This window comes from Streptomyces mutabilis, from assembly GCF_014649815.1.
Taxonomy (GTDB): Bacteria; Actinomycetota; Actinomycetes; order Streptomycetales; family Streptomycetaceae; genus Streptomyces; species Streptomyces mutabilis.
Window position 1 is genome coordinate 191,312 of sequence record NZ_BMTT01000012.1, and the last position, 17,042, is coordinate 208,353.

Below are 17,042 nucleotides of genomic sequence, written 5' to 3' on the forward strand. Positions count from 1 at the left end.
CGGACGGTCAGCCCTCGGCCATCAGCTCCGCGAGGAAGTCGTCGACACACACTTCCTCCCGCCCCGGCCGGACCACGTCGTACGTCTCGCGGAGGAAGGCCTCGACCGCCGCCGCCCACACGAACACCACGGCGCGGTGGCGCTCGCCGTCCGGCCGGGCGTCGCCGAGCAGTTCGATGCGCAACTCGTCCCACACGCCCCGCGACTCGGGCCGCAGCCGCACGTCCCCCACGCCGACCGGACGGGTCAGCCCGTCGCCCACCATCTCCCGGTCCAGCGTCCAGCGGGCGAGCACACGGCCGTCGTGGCTGAACACCACGGTGAGCGCGAACGGGTCCGCCGCGTCGTAGCCGAGGTGGGCGAGCACCGGGCAGCGTTCGGCGTCGCCCGCCTGGAGCTGTACGACGAGCGTCTTGTGCACGGGGGAGTTCACGACAGGAGCCTCCAGGGAAACGGACGTAGAGCCCTCTAGTACCCCGCAGGTCCGCAAGATGCTCCGTCGGACGGGTGAATCGTCGCCGGCCGGGTTCCCCGGCCGGGTGTCACGAGCCGCCCAGCGCGTCGCGGAGTGCGGGCAGCAGGGTCTTCTCCGACCAGTCCAGGAATGCGGGTTGGGTCTCGCCGCCGATCTGCACCAGGGCGATCTCCGTGAACCCGGCCTCTGCATAGGGGCGTACGGCCGCCACGAAGGCGTCCGGGTCGTCGCCGCACGGGATCGACTCGGCGACGTCGTCCGGGGTGACGAACTGGGTGGCCGCCTCGAAGGCATCCGGGTGCGGAAGTTCCGAGTTGACCTTCCAGCCGCTGCCGAACCAGCGGAACTGCGCGTGGGCGCGCTTGATCGCCGTGTCCCGGTCGGGGTCGTAGGACACCGGCAGCTGACCGACGCGTGGCTTGCCGCTGCCGCCGTGCCGGTCGAAGGACTCCAGCAGCCCCTGCTTGGGCTCGGTGGCGATCACCAGATCGGCGTGCTCGCCCGCGAGCTTGCAGGAGCGCTCCCCGGAGACGGCGATGCCGATGGGCGGCGGGCTGTCCGGCACGTCCCACAGCCGCGCCGACTCCACGTCGAAGTGCGTGCCGCGGTGGTTCACGTGGCCGCCCTCGAACAGCGCCCGAATGATCTCCACGGCCTCCTGGAGCATCTCGTGGCGCACGTCGACCGACGGCCAGCCGCCGCCCACCACGTGCTCGTTGAGGTTCTCGCCCGAGCCCAGTCCCAGCCGGAACCGGCCCTCGGACAGCAACTGCACCGTCGCCGCCTTCTGCGCCACCACCGCCGGGTGGTAGCGGAACGTCGGGCACGTCACGTAGGTCATCAGCGGGATGCGGGAGGTCGCCTGTGCCGCCGCGCCCAGCACGCTCCACGCGTACGGCGAGTGGCCCTGCTCGCGCAGCCACGGGAAGTAGTGGTCCGAGGTCACCGAGAAGTCGAACCCCACCTGCTCGGCGCGCACCACATGGCCGACGAGCTCACGGGGGCCGGCCTGCTCGGTCATCATCGTGTATCCGATTTGCACCATAACCGGCGAGTCCCCGGCGGGACGGAGCGAAAACGGCCCTGGTGCTCACGCGCGCCGGTCCGTGCCCTCCCGGAACGTGTCTAGGACGGCGGCGAGCGCTCCGGTCCTTCTCCGAGGCGGCCGACAGTCGCGCGGGCGCGAATGCGTGAAAAGCGACATGCGGGCGTGCACCGCCTCTGCACTGGGCGGCTCGCGCGTGTGTTCGGCAACGGAATTCCCGCAACCGGTGCGCACTCCGGAAATGCGGGACCGACCTGCTGGTAACCCGCGGCAAATGCGGATCTCGCGCGGGGAAGGCCGTCAGCGCAGCCCGAAGCGGTCCGCCCAACCCGCCATGTCGGCGGTCGTGGCGTTACCGCCGCAGACCACCAGCCCGATCCTGGCGCCCTTCCCCACCCGCTCCACCACCCGCCGGGCCGCGGGCAGCAGACATCCGGCGGCCGGCTCGGTCCAGACCTTCCCGTGTTCGGCGAGCGCCAGCGAACCCTCGACCGCCTCCCGGTCCGGCACCACGAACACATCGGTGACCAGCGCGGACACATGCTCGTACGTCAGCTGCGAGACGGCTGGAGCGCTGAGCGTCGTGACGATCGACGACAGGGGCACGGACAGCGGACCGCCCGCCGCCAGGGCCTGGGACATGGCCTCGGCGCCCTCGGTCTCCACGCCCCAGATCCGCACGTCCGGCAGCCGCGCCCGCAGCGCCGCCGCCACCCCCGCGACCAGCCCGCCGCCCCCGATGCTCACGAGGACGTCGGTGAGCTCCCCGGCGTCCTCGGCGAACTCCAGCCCCACGGTGCCCTGTCCGGCGACCACCACGGGGTCGTCGAAGGGGTGCACCAGGGTCAGCCCCTCCTCGCGCAGCCGGGACACGAGCGCGAAGGCGCTGTCCATGCCGTCGGTGAGCCGCACCAGCGCACCCGCCTCCTCGGCGGTCTCCACGGAACGGGCCGGTGCCGTACGCGGCATGACCACGGTGGCCTTCACGTCGAGCGCGGCGGCCATGACCGCCACCGCGATGCCGTGGTTGCCGCCGCTGACCGCGACGACCCCGGCGGCCCGCTCGGCCTCGGTGAGTGACAGCAGCTTCGCCGTGGCACCGCGCGCCTTGAACGAGCCGGTGCGCTGGAGCAGCTCCAACTTCGCGGTGACCGGTGCCCCGAGCAGCGCGGACAGCCCGGGGCTGGGCACGGTCGGGGTGCGTACGACGTGTCCGGCGATCCGCTCGGCCGCGGCTTCGATGTCCGTGATTCCGATCAAGGCAGTCTTCCTTCCGGCCCGGGCGTCCGTGCGCGCCCCCTGGAACCCTTTCGCGCGAGGTGCCCCAGGTCAACACGGTCCCGCGGCCTCACGGGTCTCGGTGCGGCAGGCCGCCCGGCACGGGTCTGCCGGTGACGACCGGGTTCCCTCAGTGCTGCTGCGTCTTCTGCGGCGTCGCCTCGCTCGGCCGCACGACGACGAACCCCTCGCCCTGGAGCACCAGCTGCACGGCCTCCCCGGAACCGCCGCGCAGCATCGAGCCGATGGACTGCGAGCGGTGCAGCGAGGTCGTCAGCCCCGCGGACCAGCCGACGATCGCGTCCGTGTCGACGTGGACCGGGTACTGGGGCGAGACCGGGATCACCAGCGGGCTGCCCTCGCAGATCAGGCCCAGCCTGCCCTGACCGGTGAAGACGCTGTTGAACAGCCCGCCGCCGGCGATGCCGGAGCCCTTGACCGTGGAGATGCTGTACGACAACGACGAGTCGAAACACAGGACGTTGCGGCCGTTGACCGTGAATTCGTCACCGGGCTCCACGTCCACGACGAAGCAGTTCTGCGCCTCGTGCGCGAACCAGGCCTCGCCCTGGCCGCGCACCGCCATCAGGGGTAGCCCCTCTCCGGTGACCGCGCGCTTGAGCATGCCGCCCACGCCCTGGCCCTTGCGCTCGAACTGGAGGTTGCCGCGGTAGGCGACCATCGCGCCCTGCCGCGCCAGCATCTCGCCGTTCACCGTGTAACGGATGCATTTGGAGTTCTCGACGGTCATGCCCGGCGCGGTGGCGGGCTGCACCATGTGCTCGCTGGAAAAGAGGTCACCCTTCATGCATGCATCCTGGCCCGGAGTGCCCCGTTCCGCCAAGATCGCGAGGTGCCCGGGCCGGCGCGGCCGGTGTCGGCCGCGCTCAGCCGCCGAAGAGCTGGGTCCAGTACGTGCCCGCCCCGCCGCCGGCGGTGTACCCCGCGGAGACGACGCGCTGGTGCACGGAGACGCCGTCGCGGTTCTCGACGCTCAGCGCGCCGGCGGCGGCCATGGCGGCGGCGTGTGCCCGGGCCGCCGACACCAGGCGGGTATCAGCGGAGACGGGACGGGACTTGGAATTGACCAGGGTCAGGAAACCGTCGGAGTCGGCGGCCGGTGCCCGACCGGCCGGCTCCTCGGGCGCCTCGTCGACGACGTCCACCCCGAAGTCCCGGGCGAGCCCGGCGAGTCCGTCGGCGTACCCCTGTCCCAGGGCGCGCAGCTTCCACAGGGACGAAGAGCAGCCCCGGCAGCCGGTCCGGATCCGGACGGATCTCGTACTCGTCGGGGACGTCGTTCACCACCGCCCAGCCGAGCGCCTCGGTCCACCAGCGCCCGAGCGCCGCGGGATCGGCCGCGTCGACGTTCACCTGCTTCCACTCCGAGGTCATGCGGACGGCGTAGGGAAGACTGGTCCCATGGACGACGTGACCGCGACACAGGGAGGGACCCGCATGACGCGCCCGATCACGGCAGGGGTGGACGGTTCGCAGGAGAGCCTGGCGGCGCTGGCCTGGGCCGCCAGGGAGGCGGTCCGGCGCGAGGCACCGCTGCGTGTCGTGCACGCCTGGCGGTTCCAGCCGCAGGACACGGCGGGCGTGGGGGACCGGGACGCGCAGGAGCGGTCGGTGCGGGACGCGGTCGCCGAGTATGTCCGTACCGTGACCGAGCGGCACCCGGGACTCACGGTGGACACGGATGTCCGTGAGGCCGACGACGCCGTCGCCGCGTTGCTCGCCGCCGGGGCCGACGCCGAGGCGCTGGTGCTCGGCTCGCGCGGCCACGGGGCGGTCGTCGGATTCCTGCTCGGCTCCGTCGGCCAGCGGGTGATCGCCGAGGCCACCCGGCCGGTGGTCCTCGTGCGCGACGGGGACGAGGCCGCCACGGAGGCCGCCGGCCGCGAGGTCGTCGTGGGCCAACAGGGGGAGCCCGAGGACAGTGCCGACGTGATCGGGTTCGCCTTCGAGGCCGCCGCCGCTCGCGACGCCACGGTGCGCGCCGTGCGGGCCTGGACCTTGCCGACGGTGTTCACCTACAGCCCGGGTTCCATGGCGCTCGCCGACGAGGCCGGGGGACTGGAGCAGTACGAGCGCAAGGCGCTCGGCGAGGCGCTGGGGCCGTGGCGCGAGCGCTTCCCCGACGTCCCGGTGATCGAGCACGTGGAGATGGGCAGCGCCGGCCAGGTACTGCTGTCGGTGGCCGGTGGCGCCCAGCTGGTGGTAGTCGGCCGCCGCGCCCGCCGCACGGCCGTCGGTGCCCGCATCGGCTCCGTGGCGCACGGCGTGCTGCACCACGCGGACTGCCCGGTCGCGGTGGTACCGCACACCTGAGGGTCCCCGCACCGCCCGGCACCGCCCGGAGGCCCGTCCGGCCCCGCCCACCCGTCGGTCGGCCCGGCACGGTACCCCCGAAGGCCCGTGGGCCGCTCAGTCCGCCGTCGGCTGCAGCGTCTCTCGGGCCTTCGGCAGGATGTTGGCGATGTAGTCCGCGACGGCGGTCTCCAGGCCGATGTCGTGCTGTGCCCGCTCCGACAGGTACCAGCGGTGCTCCAGCAGCTCGTGGTAGATCTCGGCCGGGTCCATCGCGCCGCGCAGCTCCACCGGCACCGCCCGCACGGTGGGCCGGAACACCTCCCGCACCCAGCGGTGTGCGAGGACTTCGGGGCGGGCGCCGAGGGGATCGCCCGGGGCGTAGTCGTCCTGGGTCGCCATCCAGCTCTCCAGATCGTTCAGCAGCCGCCGGGCCTGGTTCTCCTCGGCGTCCAGCCCGGTCAGGCGCAGCAACTGGCGCTGGTGGTGGCCGGCGTCGACGACCTTGGGCACGAAGGTGACCGTGTCGCCGTTGGAGGCGTGCTCGATCTGCATCTCGGCCACGTCGAAGCCGAGATCGTTGAGGCGCCGGATGCGGCGCTCGATGTAGTGGTACTTGCCCGCCGGATAGACGGAGGTGCGGGTCAGCTCGTCCCACAGGCTTCGGTAGCGGGCGCAGATCTCGGTGCCGAAGTCGATGGGGTCGACGGAGGGGTGCAGCGCCCCCGACGCCTCGAGGTCGAGGAGTTCCCCGCTGATGTTCACCCGCGCGAGGTCGAGGTCGTAGTCGCGCTGGCCGTCGCTGAGCCGCTGGTGCAGCTCACCGGTCTCGGCGTCCACCAGGTAGGCGGCGTAGGCGCCCGCGTCACGGCGGAAGAGGGTGTTGGACAGCGAGCAGTCGCCCCAGGCGAACCCGGCGAGGTGCAGCCGGACCAGCAGCACAGCCAGGGCGTCCATCAGGCGGTGCATGGTGGCGGGGCGCAGCGTCGTCTCGAACATCGACCGGTACGGCATGGAGCCGCCCAGGTGCCGGGTGATCAGCACCGGTTCCAGCGGAACGCCCGAGGCGCCGGTGCGGCCGGTGACCACGGCCAGCGCGTCGACCGCGGGGATCGCGAGGCGGTCCAGGTCGCGCAGCAGCTGGTACTCGCGCAGCGCGGGCCGTTCGGCCAGCTCCTTGACGGCGATCACCTCGTCGCCGGCCCGGGCATAGCGGACGACGTGCCGGGAGATGCCGCGCGGCAGCGGCACGAGGTATTCCTCGGGCCACTCCTCCAGCGGCGTCTGCCAGGGCAGTTCGAGCAGGAGCGCGGGGTGCTCCGGGTTGGTGGCGCTGATCTGCAAGGCCATGCCCCGACTCTAGAACGCCCGTTCCCGGGCCTGGCGCGCGGCTTCCTTCACGAGGCCGCGGTGGACCGGCCCGTGCCCGGGGAGCAGGACGTCGGCATCGAGTTCCGCGATGACGTCGAGGGAGGCCAGGACACGCGGCCGGTCGTGATGGAACATGCCTGGCAGCAACTGCGGTCCGGCGATCCGCGAGGTGGCGTGCGCGCTCACCAGCGCGTCGCCGGAGACGACCACCCCGGCATCGGGGAGGTGGTAGACGCAGTGCCCGTCCGTGTGTCCGGGCGTGTGCACCGGCACGGGCCGTCCGGGCAGGTCCAGGGCGCCGTCGCCGGTGAAGGGCTCCGGCGAGAGCACCGGGTGCCGCTCGGTGCCCCCGGACCGCAGCACGTGCAGCGCCCACGGCAGTACCCCCGGCCGCCGGGCGTTGCGCAGTACGGTGCGGACGGACACCTGCTGCAGGAAGTCCCGCCGGGCGTGGGGTACTTCGGCCGGGTGGAGGAGGACCGGGATACCGTGGGCGGCGCGCAGGTACTGGGCCGAGCCCAGGTGGTCGTTGTGGGCGTGGGTGATCAGCACGGCCGCCACCGCCTCCGGAGAACCCCCCACGGCGGCCAGCGAGTCCAGCAGCAGTCGCCGGTCGCCGGGGTAGCCGGTGTCGATCAGGGTGACCGCGTCCCCGTCGGTGAGGATCACCCAGTTGGTGTGGCCGCCGTGCACCAGGTAGGTGCCGTCGGCGACCTGCCGTACGTCCGCGTGCATGGGGCCTCCCGTGTGCCAGTCGCTGCCCGTCGGGCGACAGCCAACCAGACGCGGCGGCCGCGAAGGGCGCGCGGCCCTCAGCGCACGCCGTGCGGGCGGAACTGGACGCTGATGCGGGGTCCGACGGCGCGGGTGCTCTTGGGAACGCAGTGCTCCCAGGTGCGCTGGCAGGAGCCGCCCATCACGATCAGGTCGCCGTGGCCCAGCGGCCGGCGCACCGTGTCACCGCCCCCGGCCGTCGGACGCAGCAGCAGATCGCGGGGCGCGCCCACCGAGAGGATCGCGACCATCGTGTCCTGGCGTGCGCCCCGGCCGATCCGGTCCCCGTGCCAGGCGACGCTGTCCCGGCCGTCGCGGTAGTGGCACAGCCCGGCGGTGGTGAACGGCTCGCCCAGCTCATCGGCGTAGTGGGCGGTCAGTGCGGAGCGCGCCTCGGTCAGGAGCGGGTGGGGGAGGGCGTCGCCCGCACCGTAGAAGGCGAGCAGTCGGGGCACGTCCACCACCTGGTCGTACATGGCCCGCCGCTCGGCCCGCCACGGAACCTCGGTGGCCAGCCGCTCGAACAGCGCGTCGGCACCGCTCAGCCAGCCGGGGAGCAGGTCGATCCAGGCGCCGGCGCCCAGGTCGGTGCGGCGCAGTCCACCGAGCGGGCCGAGCCGGACCTCGTCGGCCTGGTCGAAGAGCGAGCCCTGGAGGTGCGTGGTCATGGAGCCAGCCTACCTCTGTTCGAAAGTCTGTTCTATCCGCCTCGTGGTCCTGCCTCCTGCCGCGGCCCTTTCGATACGTCGGTGTATCCGATACATTCGCGCATCGGACGCAGGGGAGGGCCCGGATGGCGGTGAGGGCGACGACCGGGCGCGTGACCAGGCGGCGCGTGCGCACCCGCGCGAACCTCCTGGAGGCCGCGTTCGGCGTGTTCGCCGCCAAGGGGTTCGGGCGGGTGTCGATCGAGGAGGTCTGCGAGGCGGCCGGGTACAGCCGGGGCGCCTTCTACTCCAACTTCGACAGCCTCGACGAGCTGTTCTTCGCCCTCTACCGGCAGCGGGCCGACCTGATCGCCGAGCAGGTGTCCGGCGCCCTCGCCTCCGACGGTCCCGACCTCGACGTACCGGGCGCCGTGGACCGGGTCACCGAGGTACTGCTCCTGGACCGGGACTGGCTCCTGGTGAAGACGGACTTCCTGGTGCACGCCGCTCGCGACCGCGCCGTGTCCCGGTCCCTGCTGGAACACCGGGCACGCCTGAGGCGGGCGATCGCCGGCCGGCTCGTCAGGGCGCGGGGGCACACCCCCCTGCCCGCCGTGCTGGGCGACGCGGAGGGCGCCGCGCACGCCGTGGTGGCCGCGTACGACGGCGTCACCACCCAACTGCTGCTGGACCGGGACGTCGAGCACGCCCGGGACTGGCTGCGACAGCTGCTCACCGCATTGCTCACCGACGGCAGCACTCGTCAATGACGGAACAGGAAGGGACGGTCGCCATGGATGCCGACGTCATCGTGGTCGGAGCGGGACTTGCGGGCCTGGTCGCGGCGCACGAGCTGACCAGCCGCGGCAGGAGGGTCGCCCTGGTCGACCAGGAGAACGCGGCCAACCTCGGCGGGCAGGCCTTCTGGTCCTTCGGCGGCCTCTTCCTCGTCGACTCCCCCGAGCAGCGACGCCTCGGCGTCAAGGACTCCTTCGACCTGGCCTGGAGCGACTGGCAGGGCAGCGCGGGCTTCGACCGGGCCGAGGACGAGGACTCCTGGGCGGTGCGCTGGGCGCGTGCCTACGTCGAGTGGGCGGCGGGGGAGAAGCGCTCCTGGCTCGCCGGGCACGGCATCACCTTCCTGCCCACCGTCGGCTGGGCCGAGCGCGGCGACCTCCGGGCGGGCGGGCACGGCAACTCCGTGCCGCGCTTCCACATCGCCTGGGGCACCGGCACCGGAGTCGTCGAGCCGTTCGTCCGGTACGCGAAGCAGGCGGCCCGCGACGGGCTGCTCACCTTCCACCACCGCCACCGCGTCGACCACCTGGTCGTCGAGGACGGCACGGCGCGCGGCGTTCGGGGCACGGTCCTCGCCGAGGACCACTCGTCCCGCGGTGTCGCCTCCAACCGCGACGCGATCGGCGAGTTCGAGCTCACCGCCCGGGCCGTGATCGTCACCTCCGGCGGCATCGGCGGCGACCACGACGTCGTCCGCCGCCACTGGCCCGAGCGCCTCGGCACCCCGCCCGCCGAGATGGTCACCGGCGTCCCCGCCTACGTCGACGGGCGGATGCTCGACATCAGCGCCGAGGCGGGCGCCCGCCTCGTCAACCGCGACCGGATGTGGCACTACACCGAGGGCGTGCGCAACTGGGACCCCATCTGGCCGGGCCACGGCATCCGCATCCTGCCCGGCCCGTCCTCGATGTGGTTCGACGCCCTCGGCCGCCGGCTGCCCGAGCCCTGCCTGCCCGGCTACGACACCCTCGGCACCCTGCGGCACTTGCGCACCGCCGACGGCCTCGCGGGTCTCGACCACTCCTGGTTCATCCTCACCCAGAAGATCATCGAGAAGGAGTTCGCGCTCTCCGGCTCCGAGCAGAACCCCGACATCACCGCCAAGGACCGTGCCGGCTTCCTGCGCGAACGCGTCCTCGGCAAGGGGGCCCCGGGCCCGGTGGACGCCTTCCTGCGCGAGGGCGCCGACTTCGTGAGCGCGCCCGACCTGGAGCAGCTGGTCGACCGGATGAACGCGCTGACCGAGAAGCCGCTCCTGGACGCCGCCTCGATCAGGCGCCAGATAGCGGCCCGTGACCTCCAGACGGCCAACCCGTACGCCAAGGACGCCCAGGTGCAGGGCATCCGCAACGCCCGCCGCTACATAGGCGACCGCCTCGGCCGGGTCGCCGTGCCGCACCGCATCCTCGACCCGGCGGCGGGCCCGCTGATCGGCGTCAAGCTGCACATCCTCACCCGCAAGACCCTCGGCGGCATCCAGACCGACCTCGACTCCCGCGCCCTCGGCGCCGACGGCACGCCCGTCGACGGTCTGTACGCGGCCGGCGAGGTGGCCGGGTTCGGCGGAGGAGGGGTGCACGGGTACAACGCGCTCGAGGGCACCTTCCTCGGCGGCTGCCTGTTCTCGGGACGCGCGGCGGGCCGGGCCGCGGCACGGCAGACGGCCTGATCGAGACACGCCTCCCACCCGCCCTCGGGGGCGTCCGGCGCATGCCGCTCCGGTCTCACTCCTCGCCGAGGAGCCGGAGCAGCACGGAAGCGTGGCTCTCCTCGGGGGACCTGGACGCCGTCAGCAGCGTCACGTCGCCCTCGCCCGCCAAGTCCCGCACGCGGTCGAGGAGTGCCACCGCCTCCGGGGCCGCCAGCTCGGCCTCGTACCGCTCGGCGAACTCCTCGTACGACCCCTCGCCCGCGTGGTACCAGCGGCGCAGCTCCGACGACGGGGTAAGACCCTTGGGCCACTCGTCCACGTGGGCCACGTCCTTGGCCACGCCCCGCGGCCACAGCCGGTCGACCAGGACCCGCACGCCGTCGTCCGGCTCGGGCGCATCGTAGATGCGGCGCACCCGCACGCTCATGGCCGGTCCCCTCTCGACGGCACCAGTGCTGTCGTGAGCCTACGTCGGGTGCCCACGGGGCGGCGGGGACGCGTGCGCCGTTCGGGAACGGCCCGGTTCCCCTGCCACGTCTTCCGGGTAGTCCGTCGCCCCGGCGGTGTGACGAGGGAGGTCGGCGCATGCGCCCATCGGACGGGTTGCCGGTGGTGCGGTCACTCCACGAACTGACCGACCTCGTCCGGCGGACCGGGGCCGGTACGTACGCTGGTCGCGCGGCCCCGGCACCGACCTCACCGACGTCTCCGGCACCGGCGGACTCACCGGCGTGCCCATGCCGGGCCTCCGCCAAACCCCTCGAGGTGGAGGCTTGGTGGGCGTACCGCCCGTGCGGGTGTGGGCGGCCCGGCGGCTGCACGACTACGCGCATCTGCCGCACGACAAGGGACCCCGGCGCCCAGGCCTGGGTGTTCACCGGCCGTGAGGCGGGCCGCGGTCCGGGCAACGAACCGCTGGTGGCCGACGCCCGGCCGCTGTGCTGGATCGACCCGGGCGTCATCGAGGAGGCCCGGGCCGAGGTGGAAGGCCAGGAGCGCCCTGGGGACACCTGCGCCGCACCGGCCGCTGAGAGGAGCCGACGGGACTCAGCCGGACCTCCTGCGCACGGCCTCGCGGCGCTTGAGCGCCCGGCGCTCCATTTCACTGGTCCCGCCCCACACGCCGATGGACTGCCCGGTGTCGAGCGCCCATCGCAGACACTGCTCCCGCACCGGACAACGCCGGCAGACCGCCTTGGCCTGCTCGGCCTGCAAAGCGGCCGGTCCGGTGGTGCCGATCGGGAAGAACAGGTCGGGGTCCTCCGTGCGGCACTCGGCGTGCTCTCGCCAGTCGTCCATCAATGTCACCTGCGATCGGTATCGTTCGCGCCCTCGTGTATGCCTTGCTCCGTTCCGGGTGGCCTGTCGATCCGGGGCGAAACCGGCGCGGCGCCTTCGATCGCGTCCCGTGTCTACCGGCGCAGCGCCTCCGCAGCCGCCGACGCCACCGCCTCGGCCACCGTGGCCAGCGCCGGGGAGTCGAGCTTCCACTGCTGCCAGTACAGCGGGACGTCCACCGACCGGTCCGGCGCGAAGTCGACGAGCCGGCCGGCGCCGAGCAGGGGTCCGGCCTGTGGTTCGGGCACCATGCCCCAGCCGAGACCGGCGGCGACCGCGTCGACGAAGCCCTCCGAGGTCGGCACGTAGTGCCGCGCGGGTCCCGCGTCGCGGTGACCGAGCCGGCGCGCGAAGCCGTCCTGGAAGTCGTCCCGCCGGTCGAAGAGCACCACCGGCGCCCCGGCGAGCGTCTCGGCGGGCGGTCCGTCGAGGTGGCGCGCGGCGAAGTCCGGGGCGGCGCAGGGGAGATACCGCATCCGCCCCAGGTACCGGACGGTGCAGCCGGGGACCGGGTCGGGCGACGAGGTCACCGCGGCCATCACCACGCCCTCCCGCAGCAGGGCTGCCGTATGGTCCTCGTCCTCGCGGCGCAGCTCGAAACAGAGCGCGTGCTCCCGGGGGACCCGCGTCAGCGCTCCCAGGAACCAGGTCGCGAGCGAGTCGGCGTTCACGGCCACCGAGACCCGGGTCGGCTCCCCGGCCCCGCTCAGCCCCAGTTCGGCGTAGGCGTCCCGTTCCAGCCGGGCCACCTGGCGGGCGAGGCGCACCAGCACCGCCCCGGATTCCGTGGGCCGCACCGGCTTGGTGCGCAGCAGCAACACCCTGCCGGTGCGCTGCTCCAGCGCCTTCACCCGCTGGCTGACCGCGGACGGCGTCACGTGCAGCGCCGCGGCGGCCGCGTCGAAGGTGCCTTCGTCCACCACGGCCAGAAGGGTGCGCACCTGGTCCAGGGGGAGGTCCGCCGGTGCCGGCATGCTCGGTCCCGTCATCACAATGGCTAAGGATACGTAAGAACCTTTAGCTGTACGGGCGCTGATCGCGCGCTTAGCGTCGAAGTCATGACCAACGCCCTCACCGCCGCGGCCGCCGGCTTCGGCACCGGCCTCTCGCTCATCGTCGCCATCGGCGCACAGAACGCCTTCGTCCTGCGCCAGGGCGTCCGCCGCGACGCGGTTCTCGCCGTGGTCGGCATCTGCGCGCTGTCCGACGCCCTGCTCATCGCCCTGGGCGTCGGCGGGGTCGGCGCGGTGGTGGTGGCGTGGCCGGACGCCCTGACCGTGATCGGCTGGATCGGCGGCGCCTTCCTGCTCTGCTACGGCGCCCTGGCCGCCCGGCGGGTGTTCCGGCCGGCCGGCGGACTGCGGGCGGAGGGCGACGCGGCCGGCTCGCGCCGCCGGGCGGTCCTCACCTGCCTGGCGCTGACCTGGCTCAACCCGCACGTCTACCTCGACACCGTGTTCCTGCTGGGCTCGGTCGCCGCCGACCGGGGGCCGCTGCGCTGGACCTTCGGTCTGGGCGCCGTGGTCGCCAGCCTGTGCTGGTTCGCCGCGCTGGGCTTCGGCGCCCGCTACCTGGGCCGCTTCCTGGCCCGCCCCGCGGCCTGGCGGGTGCTCGACGCGCTGGTCGCCGCCACCATGATCATCCTTGGGGTCACTCTCATCGCCGGGGCCTGAGCGGGCCCCGAGCGGCCGGGCGGGGCCCTGGAGCTCGAACGGAGCTGCGATAGTAAGCCCGCAGCGCGAAAGATGTTCGAGCACGTAGGAAGCGCGTGGACACCAGCGAGAGCAGTACCGAACCCGGGTCGGAGGGCCCCGCCCCCGACGGAGCACCACGGCGTGGCCTGCGCCGCTGGGCCATGGACACCCGGCCCCTGCGCCGCCCGGCCTACCGCAGGCTGTGGTCCTCGACCATCGTCACGGCGGTCGGCAGTCAGCTCACCGCCGTCGCCGTGCCCAAACAGATCTACGACATCACCGGCTCCTCGGCCTGGGTCGGCGCCGCGAGCCTCGCGGGCCTGCTGCCGCTGATCGTGTTCGCGCTGTGGGGCGGCGCGGTCGCCGACACCATGGACCGCCGCAAACTGCTGCTGATCACCAACACCGGCATCGCCGTGACCTCGGTCCTGTTCTGGCTGCAGGCGGTCACCGGCCTCGAGTCGGTGGCCGCCCTCATGCTCCTGCTCGCGCTCCAGCAGGCCTTCTGGGGCCTGAACGCGCCGACCCGCAACGCCTCCATCGCCCGTCTGGTCCCCGAGGACGAGCTGCCCGCCGCCAACGCGCTCGGCTCGACCGTCATGCAGACCGGACAGGTGGTCGGCCCGCTGCTCGCCGGCGCCCTCATCCCGGTCGTCGGCCTGGCCGAGCTGTACCTGATCGACGCCTTGGCCCTGTGCGTCACCGTGTGGGCGGTCCACAAGCTGCCCGCGCTGCCGCCGCTCGCGGGCACGGCGGCCCGGCGCGCCGGCGTCCGGGAGGTCGTGGCGGGCTTCCGTTACATCGCCGGGCACAAGGTGCTGCTGCTGTCCTTCCTGGCCGACATCGTGGCCATGGTCCTCGGGATGCCCCGCGCCCTGTTCCCGCAGCTCGCCTCCGAGACCTACGCCGGCTACGGCGAAGGGCTCGCCCTCGGGCTGCTGTTCGCGGCGATCCCCATCGGCGCGGTGGTCGGCGGGCTGTTCTCCGGCGCCTACTCCCGGGCCCGCCGGCACGGCTGGATGGTGATCGGCGCGGTCGTGGTCTGGGGTGCCGCCGTCGCCGGCTTCGGGCTGAGTTCCAGCCTCTGGCTCGCGGTGGCGTTCCTGGCGGTGGCCGGAGTCGCGGACATGGTCTCCATGGTGTTCCGCGGGGCGATCCTGCTGTCCGCCGCGACCGACGAGATGCGCGGACGCATGCAGGGCGTCTTCACCGTGGTCGTCGCGGGCGGTCCCCGCCTCGCCGACGTCCTGCACGGCGGCGCGGGCTCGGCCTTCGGCGCGCGCGAGGCGGCGGCCGGCGGCGGGGTCCTCGTCGTCGTGGTGATGCTGGCCCTGGCGGCCGCGATGCCGGCGCTGCGCCGCTACCGGGTCTGACGGCACCTCACAGCGAACCGCGCCCGTGCAGCGCGTAGTGCTCCATGAGCCGGCCCCTGGTGGTCTCCAGCCGGTGCGCGAGGATCTCGGCGACCGAGCGCACCAGCACGATGCCCAGCTGCGGGTCCTCCTCGCACAGGCGGAGCACCGAGGCCGCGTCGAACTCGTAGGCGCGCACCGGGCTGAAGGCCTCGGCGCCGAAGTCCCACTCGTAGGGCGGGAACAGCCAGGACCAGCCGAGCAGGTCGCCCGCGCCGAGACTGGCGACCGTGACCCGCTGCACGGAGGTCACCTCCTGGGTCAGGGAGACCGCGCCGGATCGGATGACCCAGAAGCGGTCGGCCCGGCCGCCCGCCTCGAAGATCCGGGCGTCCTCCGCGAAGGAGACCTCCCGGGCGAGCGCCGTCAGGCGTGCGCGCTGCGGCTGGGGGAGCGCGGTCAGCAGTTTGATCGCTTTGGTCATGGCACGGGGCTCCTCGCCGGCGATTCGGTTCCGGGGCTTTCCCTATGCCCATTTCAGACGCTGTCGGCGCCCCGGGCACCTCGGCGGACGGCGGATTCCGGCCGGATCCATGCGCGACAGGGCATGAAAAAGCCCTGGCTGGTCGGGGGAAACCAGCCAGGGCCGTGTGCGGTGGCGTACGAAGGACGCTGCGTCGACCTCGTCGCCACGTATGGATGAACGCTAAACCATCTCCGGACGCTCTGCGAACCCCGAACCGGGGCACGTGACCCGTTTCACTCGGCGCTGACTCCCGGAGCCTCAGCCCCCGCTCCCCGCGACGACCCTGATCGTCCGCAGCGCGGGATCGCTCGGGTCCGGAAGGTACATTCCGGCGTCCAGGCCGCTGCGCAGATACCGCAGGACCGGTTCGGCCAGCCGTTCACCCGGCAGGACGGCGGGAATGCCGGGCGGGTACGGCGTGATCATCTCCGCGGCGACCCGACCGGCCGCCCGGTCGAGCGGCACGTCCTCGGCCGGCCCGAAGAACGCGTCCCGGGGGAGCGCCACCTGCGGCATCCGCAGTCCGGCCGGCGAGGACACCTCGACGCGCGGCGCGGGGTCCAGACCCGGGGCGGCGCGCGCGAGGTCCTTGAGCGCGGCGAGCAGCTCCCCGGCCGTCTCCCGGTCGTCGCCGTGGGTGACCTGCATGCCGATGCGGCGGTGGTCGGTCAGGTGCGCGACCACGCTCCGGTGCTCCCGCAGCCAGTCCGCGGCCTGGAAGCCGGTCACGCCCAGCCCGTCGAGGTCGATGACGACGGGCAGCGGGTCGAAGCCGTGGGCCCGTCCAGGGCCGCAGAAATCCTCCCGGTCGTTCACGTGCATGCCGTCGATCTCCTCGACGGCCGCCCGCACCTCGGCCGCCAGCTCCAGCGCGCCGCCCATCAGCTCCCGGCCGCGCAGTGCCATCTGCCGCCGCCAGCCGTCCAGCCCGGCGAAGATCAGCGCCGACGGGCTGGTGGTGGCGAGCAGGTCCGCGCGCATGCCGAGCAGCTTCGGCGGCACCAGGTCACCGCGCAGATGGAACACGGAGCCCTGCTCCAGACCGCTGCCCATCTTGTGGATGCTGGTCACGCAGATGTCGGCGCCCGCGTCCATCGCCCACGAGGGCAGATCCGGGTGGAATGGCAGATGCGCCCCCCACGCCTCGTCCACGATCAACGGCGCCGACCGCCGGTGGCACACCTCGGCCACGGCCCGCAGGTCGGCGCTCGCACCGTACGGCGTCGGGCTGGTGATCAGCGCGCCCTTGGCATCGGGGTGCGCGGCGAACGCCCGCTCGAACTCCTCGGCCGACGGTGGATGGGCCAGGTGGAGCCGCGCGTCCCAGCTGGGTTCCACCCAGACCGGCTCGATGCCGGGCAGGATCAGCCTCGACACGACGGACTTGTGCGCGTCCCGGCCGATCAGCAGCTTCTCGTGCGGGCCCGCGACCGCCAGCATGGCCGCCTTCACCGACAGGGAACTCCCGCACGTCGAGAAGAACGTGTGTTCCGCGTGCACCGCGTCGGCCATCAGCTCCTGGGCGCGCCGGAGCACCCGCCCGCGGGTGAGCCGGTCGTCCAGTCCGCCGGTCGCCAGGACGTCGCCGTAGAAGACGGCGTCGCCCAGCACCTGGCGCACCTCCGGGTCGGCTCCCCGGGCCTGCTTGTGCCCCGGCGGGGTGAATGACAGCCGGCCCTCGTGGCGGCAGCCGGCCCTCGCGGCGGTAGTCGACGAGGGCCTCCAGCACGGGCGCACGGGTGTGATCGGCTGTCATGCCGACCCGGTCTCCCGGCCGGCC

Annotated in this window: 17 protein-coding genes and 3 pseudogenes; 6 read left to right on the forward strand and 14 right to left on the reverse strand. The window is 73.2% G+C overall.

Going from position 1 to position 17,042, the window contains the following annotated elements:
• Window positions 1–7: 7 nt before the first annotated feature.
• From IE142_RS23925 to IE142_RS36910, 6 genes and pseudogenes are all read right to left on the reverse strand, one after another.
• Window positions 8–433 (reverse strand): SsgA family sporulation/cell division regulator, encoded by a 426-nt coding sequence (locus tag IE142_RS23925; RefSeq protein WP_191887654.1) that lies wholly within the window; start codon window positions 431–433, stop codon window positions 8–10.
• A gap of 109 nt (window positions 434–542) precedes the next feature.
• The gene (locus tag IE142_RS23930) at window positions 543–1,520 is read right to left on the reverse strand and encodes an LLM class F420-dependent oxidoreductase (RefSeq protein ID WP_191887655.1); all 978 of its coding nucleotides are present in this window, start codon (window positions 1,518–1,520) and stop codon (window positions 543–545) included.
• Window positions 1,521–1,820: 300 nt separating this feature from the next.
• Complete coding sequence (locus tag IE142_RS23935) at window positions 1,821–2,780, reverse strand: threonine/serine dehydratase family protein (RefSeq protein ID WP_191887656.1); 960 nt, start codon at window positions 2,778–2,780, stop codon at window positions 1,821–1,823.
• Between the two features lie 148 nt (window positions 2,781–2,928).
• Window positions 2,929–3,606: an AIM24 family protein gene (locus IE142_RS23940; protein ID WP_191887657.1), complete on the reverse strand. Its 678-nt coding sequence runs from the start codon at window positions 3,604–3,606 to the stop codon at window positions 2,929–2,931.
• A 130-nt stretch (window positions 3,607–3,736) separates the two neighbouring features.
• Window positions 3,737–4,030, reverse strand: a pseudogene (locus IE142_RS23945) (CAP domain-containing protein); the annotation flags it as partial.
• Window positions 4,029–4,193: pseudogene (locus IE142_RS36910) on the reverse strand (VOC family protein); the annotation flags it as partial. The pseudogenes IE142_RS36910 and IE142_RS23945, both read right to left, overlap by 2 nt.
• 63 nt (window positions 4,194–4,256) lie before the next feature.
• Between IE142_RS36910 and IE142_RS23955 the strand changes: the two are divergent.
• Window positions 4,257–5,132, forward strand: coding sequence for a universal stress protein (locus IE142_RS23955; protein ID WP_191887659.1), 876 nt, complete (start codon window positions 4,257–4,259; stop codon window positions 5,130–5,132).
• Window positions 5,133–5,228: 96 nt separating this feature from the next.
• Here IE142_RS23955 and IE142_RS23960 read toward each other — a convergent pair whose 3' ends face one another.
• The 3 genes from IE142_RS23960 to IE142_RS23970 all read right to left on the reverse strand — a co-directional run bounded on the left by IE142_RS23960 (window position 5,229) and on the right by IE142_RS23970 (window position 7,924).
• Window positions 5,229–6,461: a DUF4032 domain-containing protein gene (locus IE142_RS23960; RefSeq protein ID WP_191887660.1), complete on the reverse strand. Its 1,233-nt coding sequence runs from the start codon at window positions 6,459–6,461 to the stop codon at window positions 5,229–5,231.
• Between the two features lie 9 nt (window positions 6,462–6,470).
• A complete protein-coding gene (locus IE142_RS23965) occupies window positions 6,471–7,217 on the reverse strand; it encodes an MBL fold metallo-hydrolase (protein WP_191887661.1) in 747 nt (248 codons plus the stop codon).
• Window positions 7,218–7,294: 77 nt separating this feature from the next.
• Window positions 7,295–7,924, reverse strand: coding sequence for an alpha-ketoglutarate-dependent dioxygenase AlkB (locus tag IE142_RS23970; protein ID WP_191887662.1), 630 nt, complete (start codon window positions 7,922–7,924; stop codon window positions 7,295–7,297).
• A 125-nt stretch (window positions 7,925–8,049) separates the two neighbouring features.
• Here IE142_RS23970 and IE142_RS23975 point away from each other — a divergent pair, with 125 nt between their 5' ends.
• A complete protein-coding gene (locus IE142_RS23975; protein WP_191887663.1) occupies window positions 8,050–8,673 on the forward strand; it encodes a TetR/AcrR family transcriptional regulator in 624 nt (207 codons plus the stop codon).
• A 23-nt stretch (window positions 8,674–8,696) separates the two neighbouring features.
• Entirely contained in the window at window positions 8,697–10,370 is a 1,674-nt protein-coding gene (locus IE142_RS23980) for an FAD-binding dehydrogenase (protein ID WP_191887704.1), read from the forward strand.
• A 55-nt stretch (window positions 10,371–10,425) separates the two neighbouring features.
• On the opposite strand, the gene IE142_RS23985 is transcribed toward IE142_RS23980, so the two are convergent.
• Window positions 10,426–10,779, reverse strand: coding sequence for a DUF488 domain-containing protein (locus IE142_RS23985; protein ID WP_191887664.1), 354 nt, complete (start codon window positions 10,777–10,779; stop codon window positions 10,426–10,428).
• A gap of 166 nt (window positions 10,780–10,945) precedes the next feature.
• Here IE142_RS23985 and IE142_RS36915 point away from each other — a divergent pair, with 166 nt between their 5' ends.
• Complete coding sequence (locus tag IE142_RS36915) at window positions 10,946–11,239, forward strand: DUF6098 family protein (RefSeq protein WP_368857240.1); 294 nt, start codon at window positions 10,946–10,948, stop codon at window positions 11,237–11,239.
• 160 nt (window positions 11,240–11,399) lie between these two features.
• Here the strand turns inward: IE142_RS36915 and IE142_RS23990 are convergent, their stop codons facing one another.
• Both IE142_RS23990 and IE142_RS23995 read right to left on the reverse strand, forming a co-directional pair.
• Window positions 11,400–11,651, reverse strand: coding sequence for a WhiB family transcriptional regulator (locus IE142_RS23990; protein ID WP_191887665.1), 252 nt, complete (start codon window positions 11,649–11,651; stop codon window positions 11,400–11,402).
• 113 nt (window positions 11,652–11,764) lie between these two features.
• A complete protein-coding gene (locus IE142_RS23995; protein ID WP_043376174.1) occupies window positions 11,765–12,664 on the reverse strand; it encodes a LysR family transcriptional regulator ArgP in 900 nt (299 codons plus the stop codon).
• Window positions 12,665–12,748: 84 nt separating this feature from the next.
• Here IE142_RS23995 and IE142_RS24000 point away from each other — a divergent pair, with 84 nt between their 5' ends.
• Complete coding sequence (locus tag IE142_RS24000; RefSeq protein WP_191887666.1) at window positions 12,749–13,363, forward strand: LysE/ArgO family amino acid transporter; 615 nt, start codon at window positions 12,749–12,751, stop codon at window positions 13,361–13,363.
• A gap of 95 nt (window positions 13,364–13,458) precedes the next feature.
• Window positions 13,459–14,757 carry an MFS transporter gene (locus tag IE142_RS24005; protein WP_191887667.1) on the forward strand — a complete coding sequence of 433 codons (1,299 nt, stop codon included), beginning with the start codon at window positions 13,459–13,461 and terminating at the stop codon, window positions 14,755–14,757.
• Between the two features lie 7 nt (window positions 14,758–14,764).
• Here the strand turns inward: IE142_RS24005 and IE142_RS24010 are convergent, their stop codons facing one another.
• Both IE142_RS24010 and IE142_RS24015 read right to left on the reverse strand, forming a co-directional pair.
• Complete coding sequence (locus IE142_RS24010) at window positions 14,765–15,220, reverse strand: cyclic nucleotide-binding domain-containing protein (RefSeq protein ID WP_191887668.1); 456 nt, start codon at window positions 15,218–15,220, stop codon at window positions 14,765–14,767.
• A 300-nt stretch (window positions 15,221–15,520) separates the two neighbouring features.
• Window positions 15,521–17,018: pseudogene (locus tag IE142_RS24015) on the reverse strand (aminotransferase class I/II-fold pyridoxal phosphate-dependent enzyme).
• Window positions 17,019–17,042 lie beyond the last annotated feature (24 nt).

Coding starts and splice junctions, on each gene's coding strand:
- IE142_RS23930 (WP_191887655.1), bottom strand. CDS start 1,520: ATGGTGCAAATCGGATACACGATGATGACCGAGCAGGCCGGCCCCCGT.
- IE142_RS23940 (WP_191887657.1), bottom strand. CDS start 3,606: ATGAAGGGTGACCTCTTTTCCAGCGAGCACATGGTGCAGCCCGCCACC.
- IE142_RS23955 (WP_191887659.1), top strand. CDS start 4,257: ATGACGCGCCCGATCACGGCAGGGGTGGACGGTTCGCAGGAGAGCCTG.
- IE142_RS23960 (WP_191887660.1), bottom strand. CDS start 6,461: ATGGCCTTGCAGATCAGCGCCACCAACCCGGAGCACCCCGCGCTCCTG.
- IE142_RS23965 (WP_191887661.1), bottom strand. CDS start 7,217: ATGCACGCGGACGTACGGCAGGTCGCCGACGGCACCTACCTGGTGCAC.
- IE142_RS23970 (WP_191887662.1), bottom strand. CDS start 7,924: ATGACCACGCACCTCCAGGGCTCGCTCTTCGACCAGGCCGACGAGGTC.
- IE142_RS23975 (WP_191887663.1), top strand. CDS start 8,050: ATGGCGGTGAGGGCGACGACCGGGCGCGTGACCAGGCGGCGCGTGCGC.
- IE142_RS23980 (WP_191887704.1), top strand. CDS start 8,697: ATGGATGCCGACGTCATCGTGGTCGGAGCGGGACTTGCGGGCCTGGTC.
- IE142_RS23985 (WP_191887664.1), bottom strand. CDS start 10,779: ATGAGCGTGCGGGTGCGCCGCATCTACGATGCGCCCGAGCCGGACGAC.
- IE142_RS23990 (WP_191887665.1), bottom strand. CDS start 11,651: ATGGACGACTGGCGAGAGCACGCCGAGTGCCGCACGGAGGACCCCGAC.
- IE142_RS23995 (WP_043376174.1), bottom strand. CDS start 12,664: ATGCCGGCACCGGCGGACCTCCCCCTGGACCAGGTGCGCACCCTTCTG.
- IE142_RS24000 (WP_191887666.1), top strand. CDS start 12,749: ATGACCAACGCCCTCACCGCCGCGGCCGCCGGCTTCGGCACCGGCCTC.
- IE142_RS24010 (WP_191887668.1), bottom strand. CDS start 15,220: ATGACCAAAGCGATCAAACTGCTGACCGCGCTCCCCCAGCCGCAGCGC.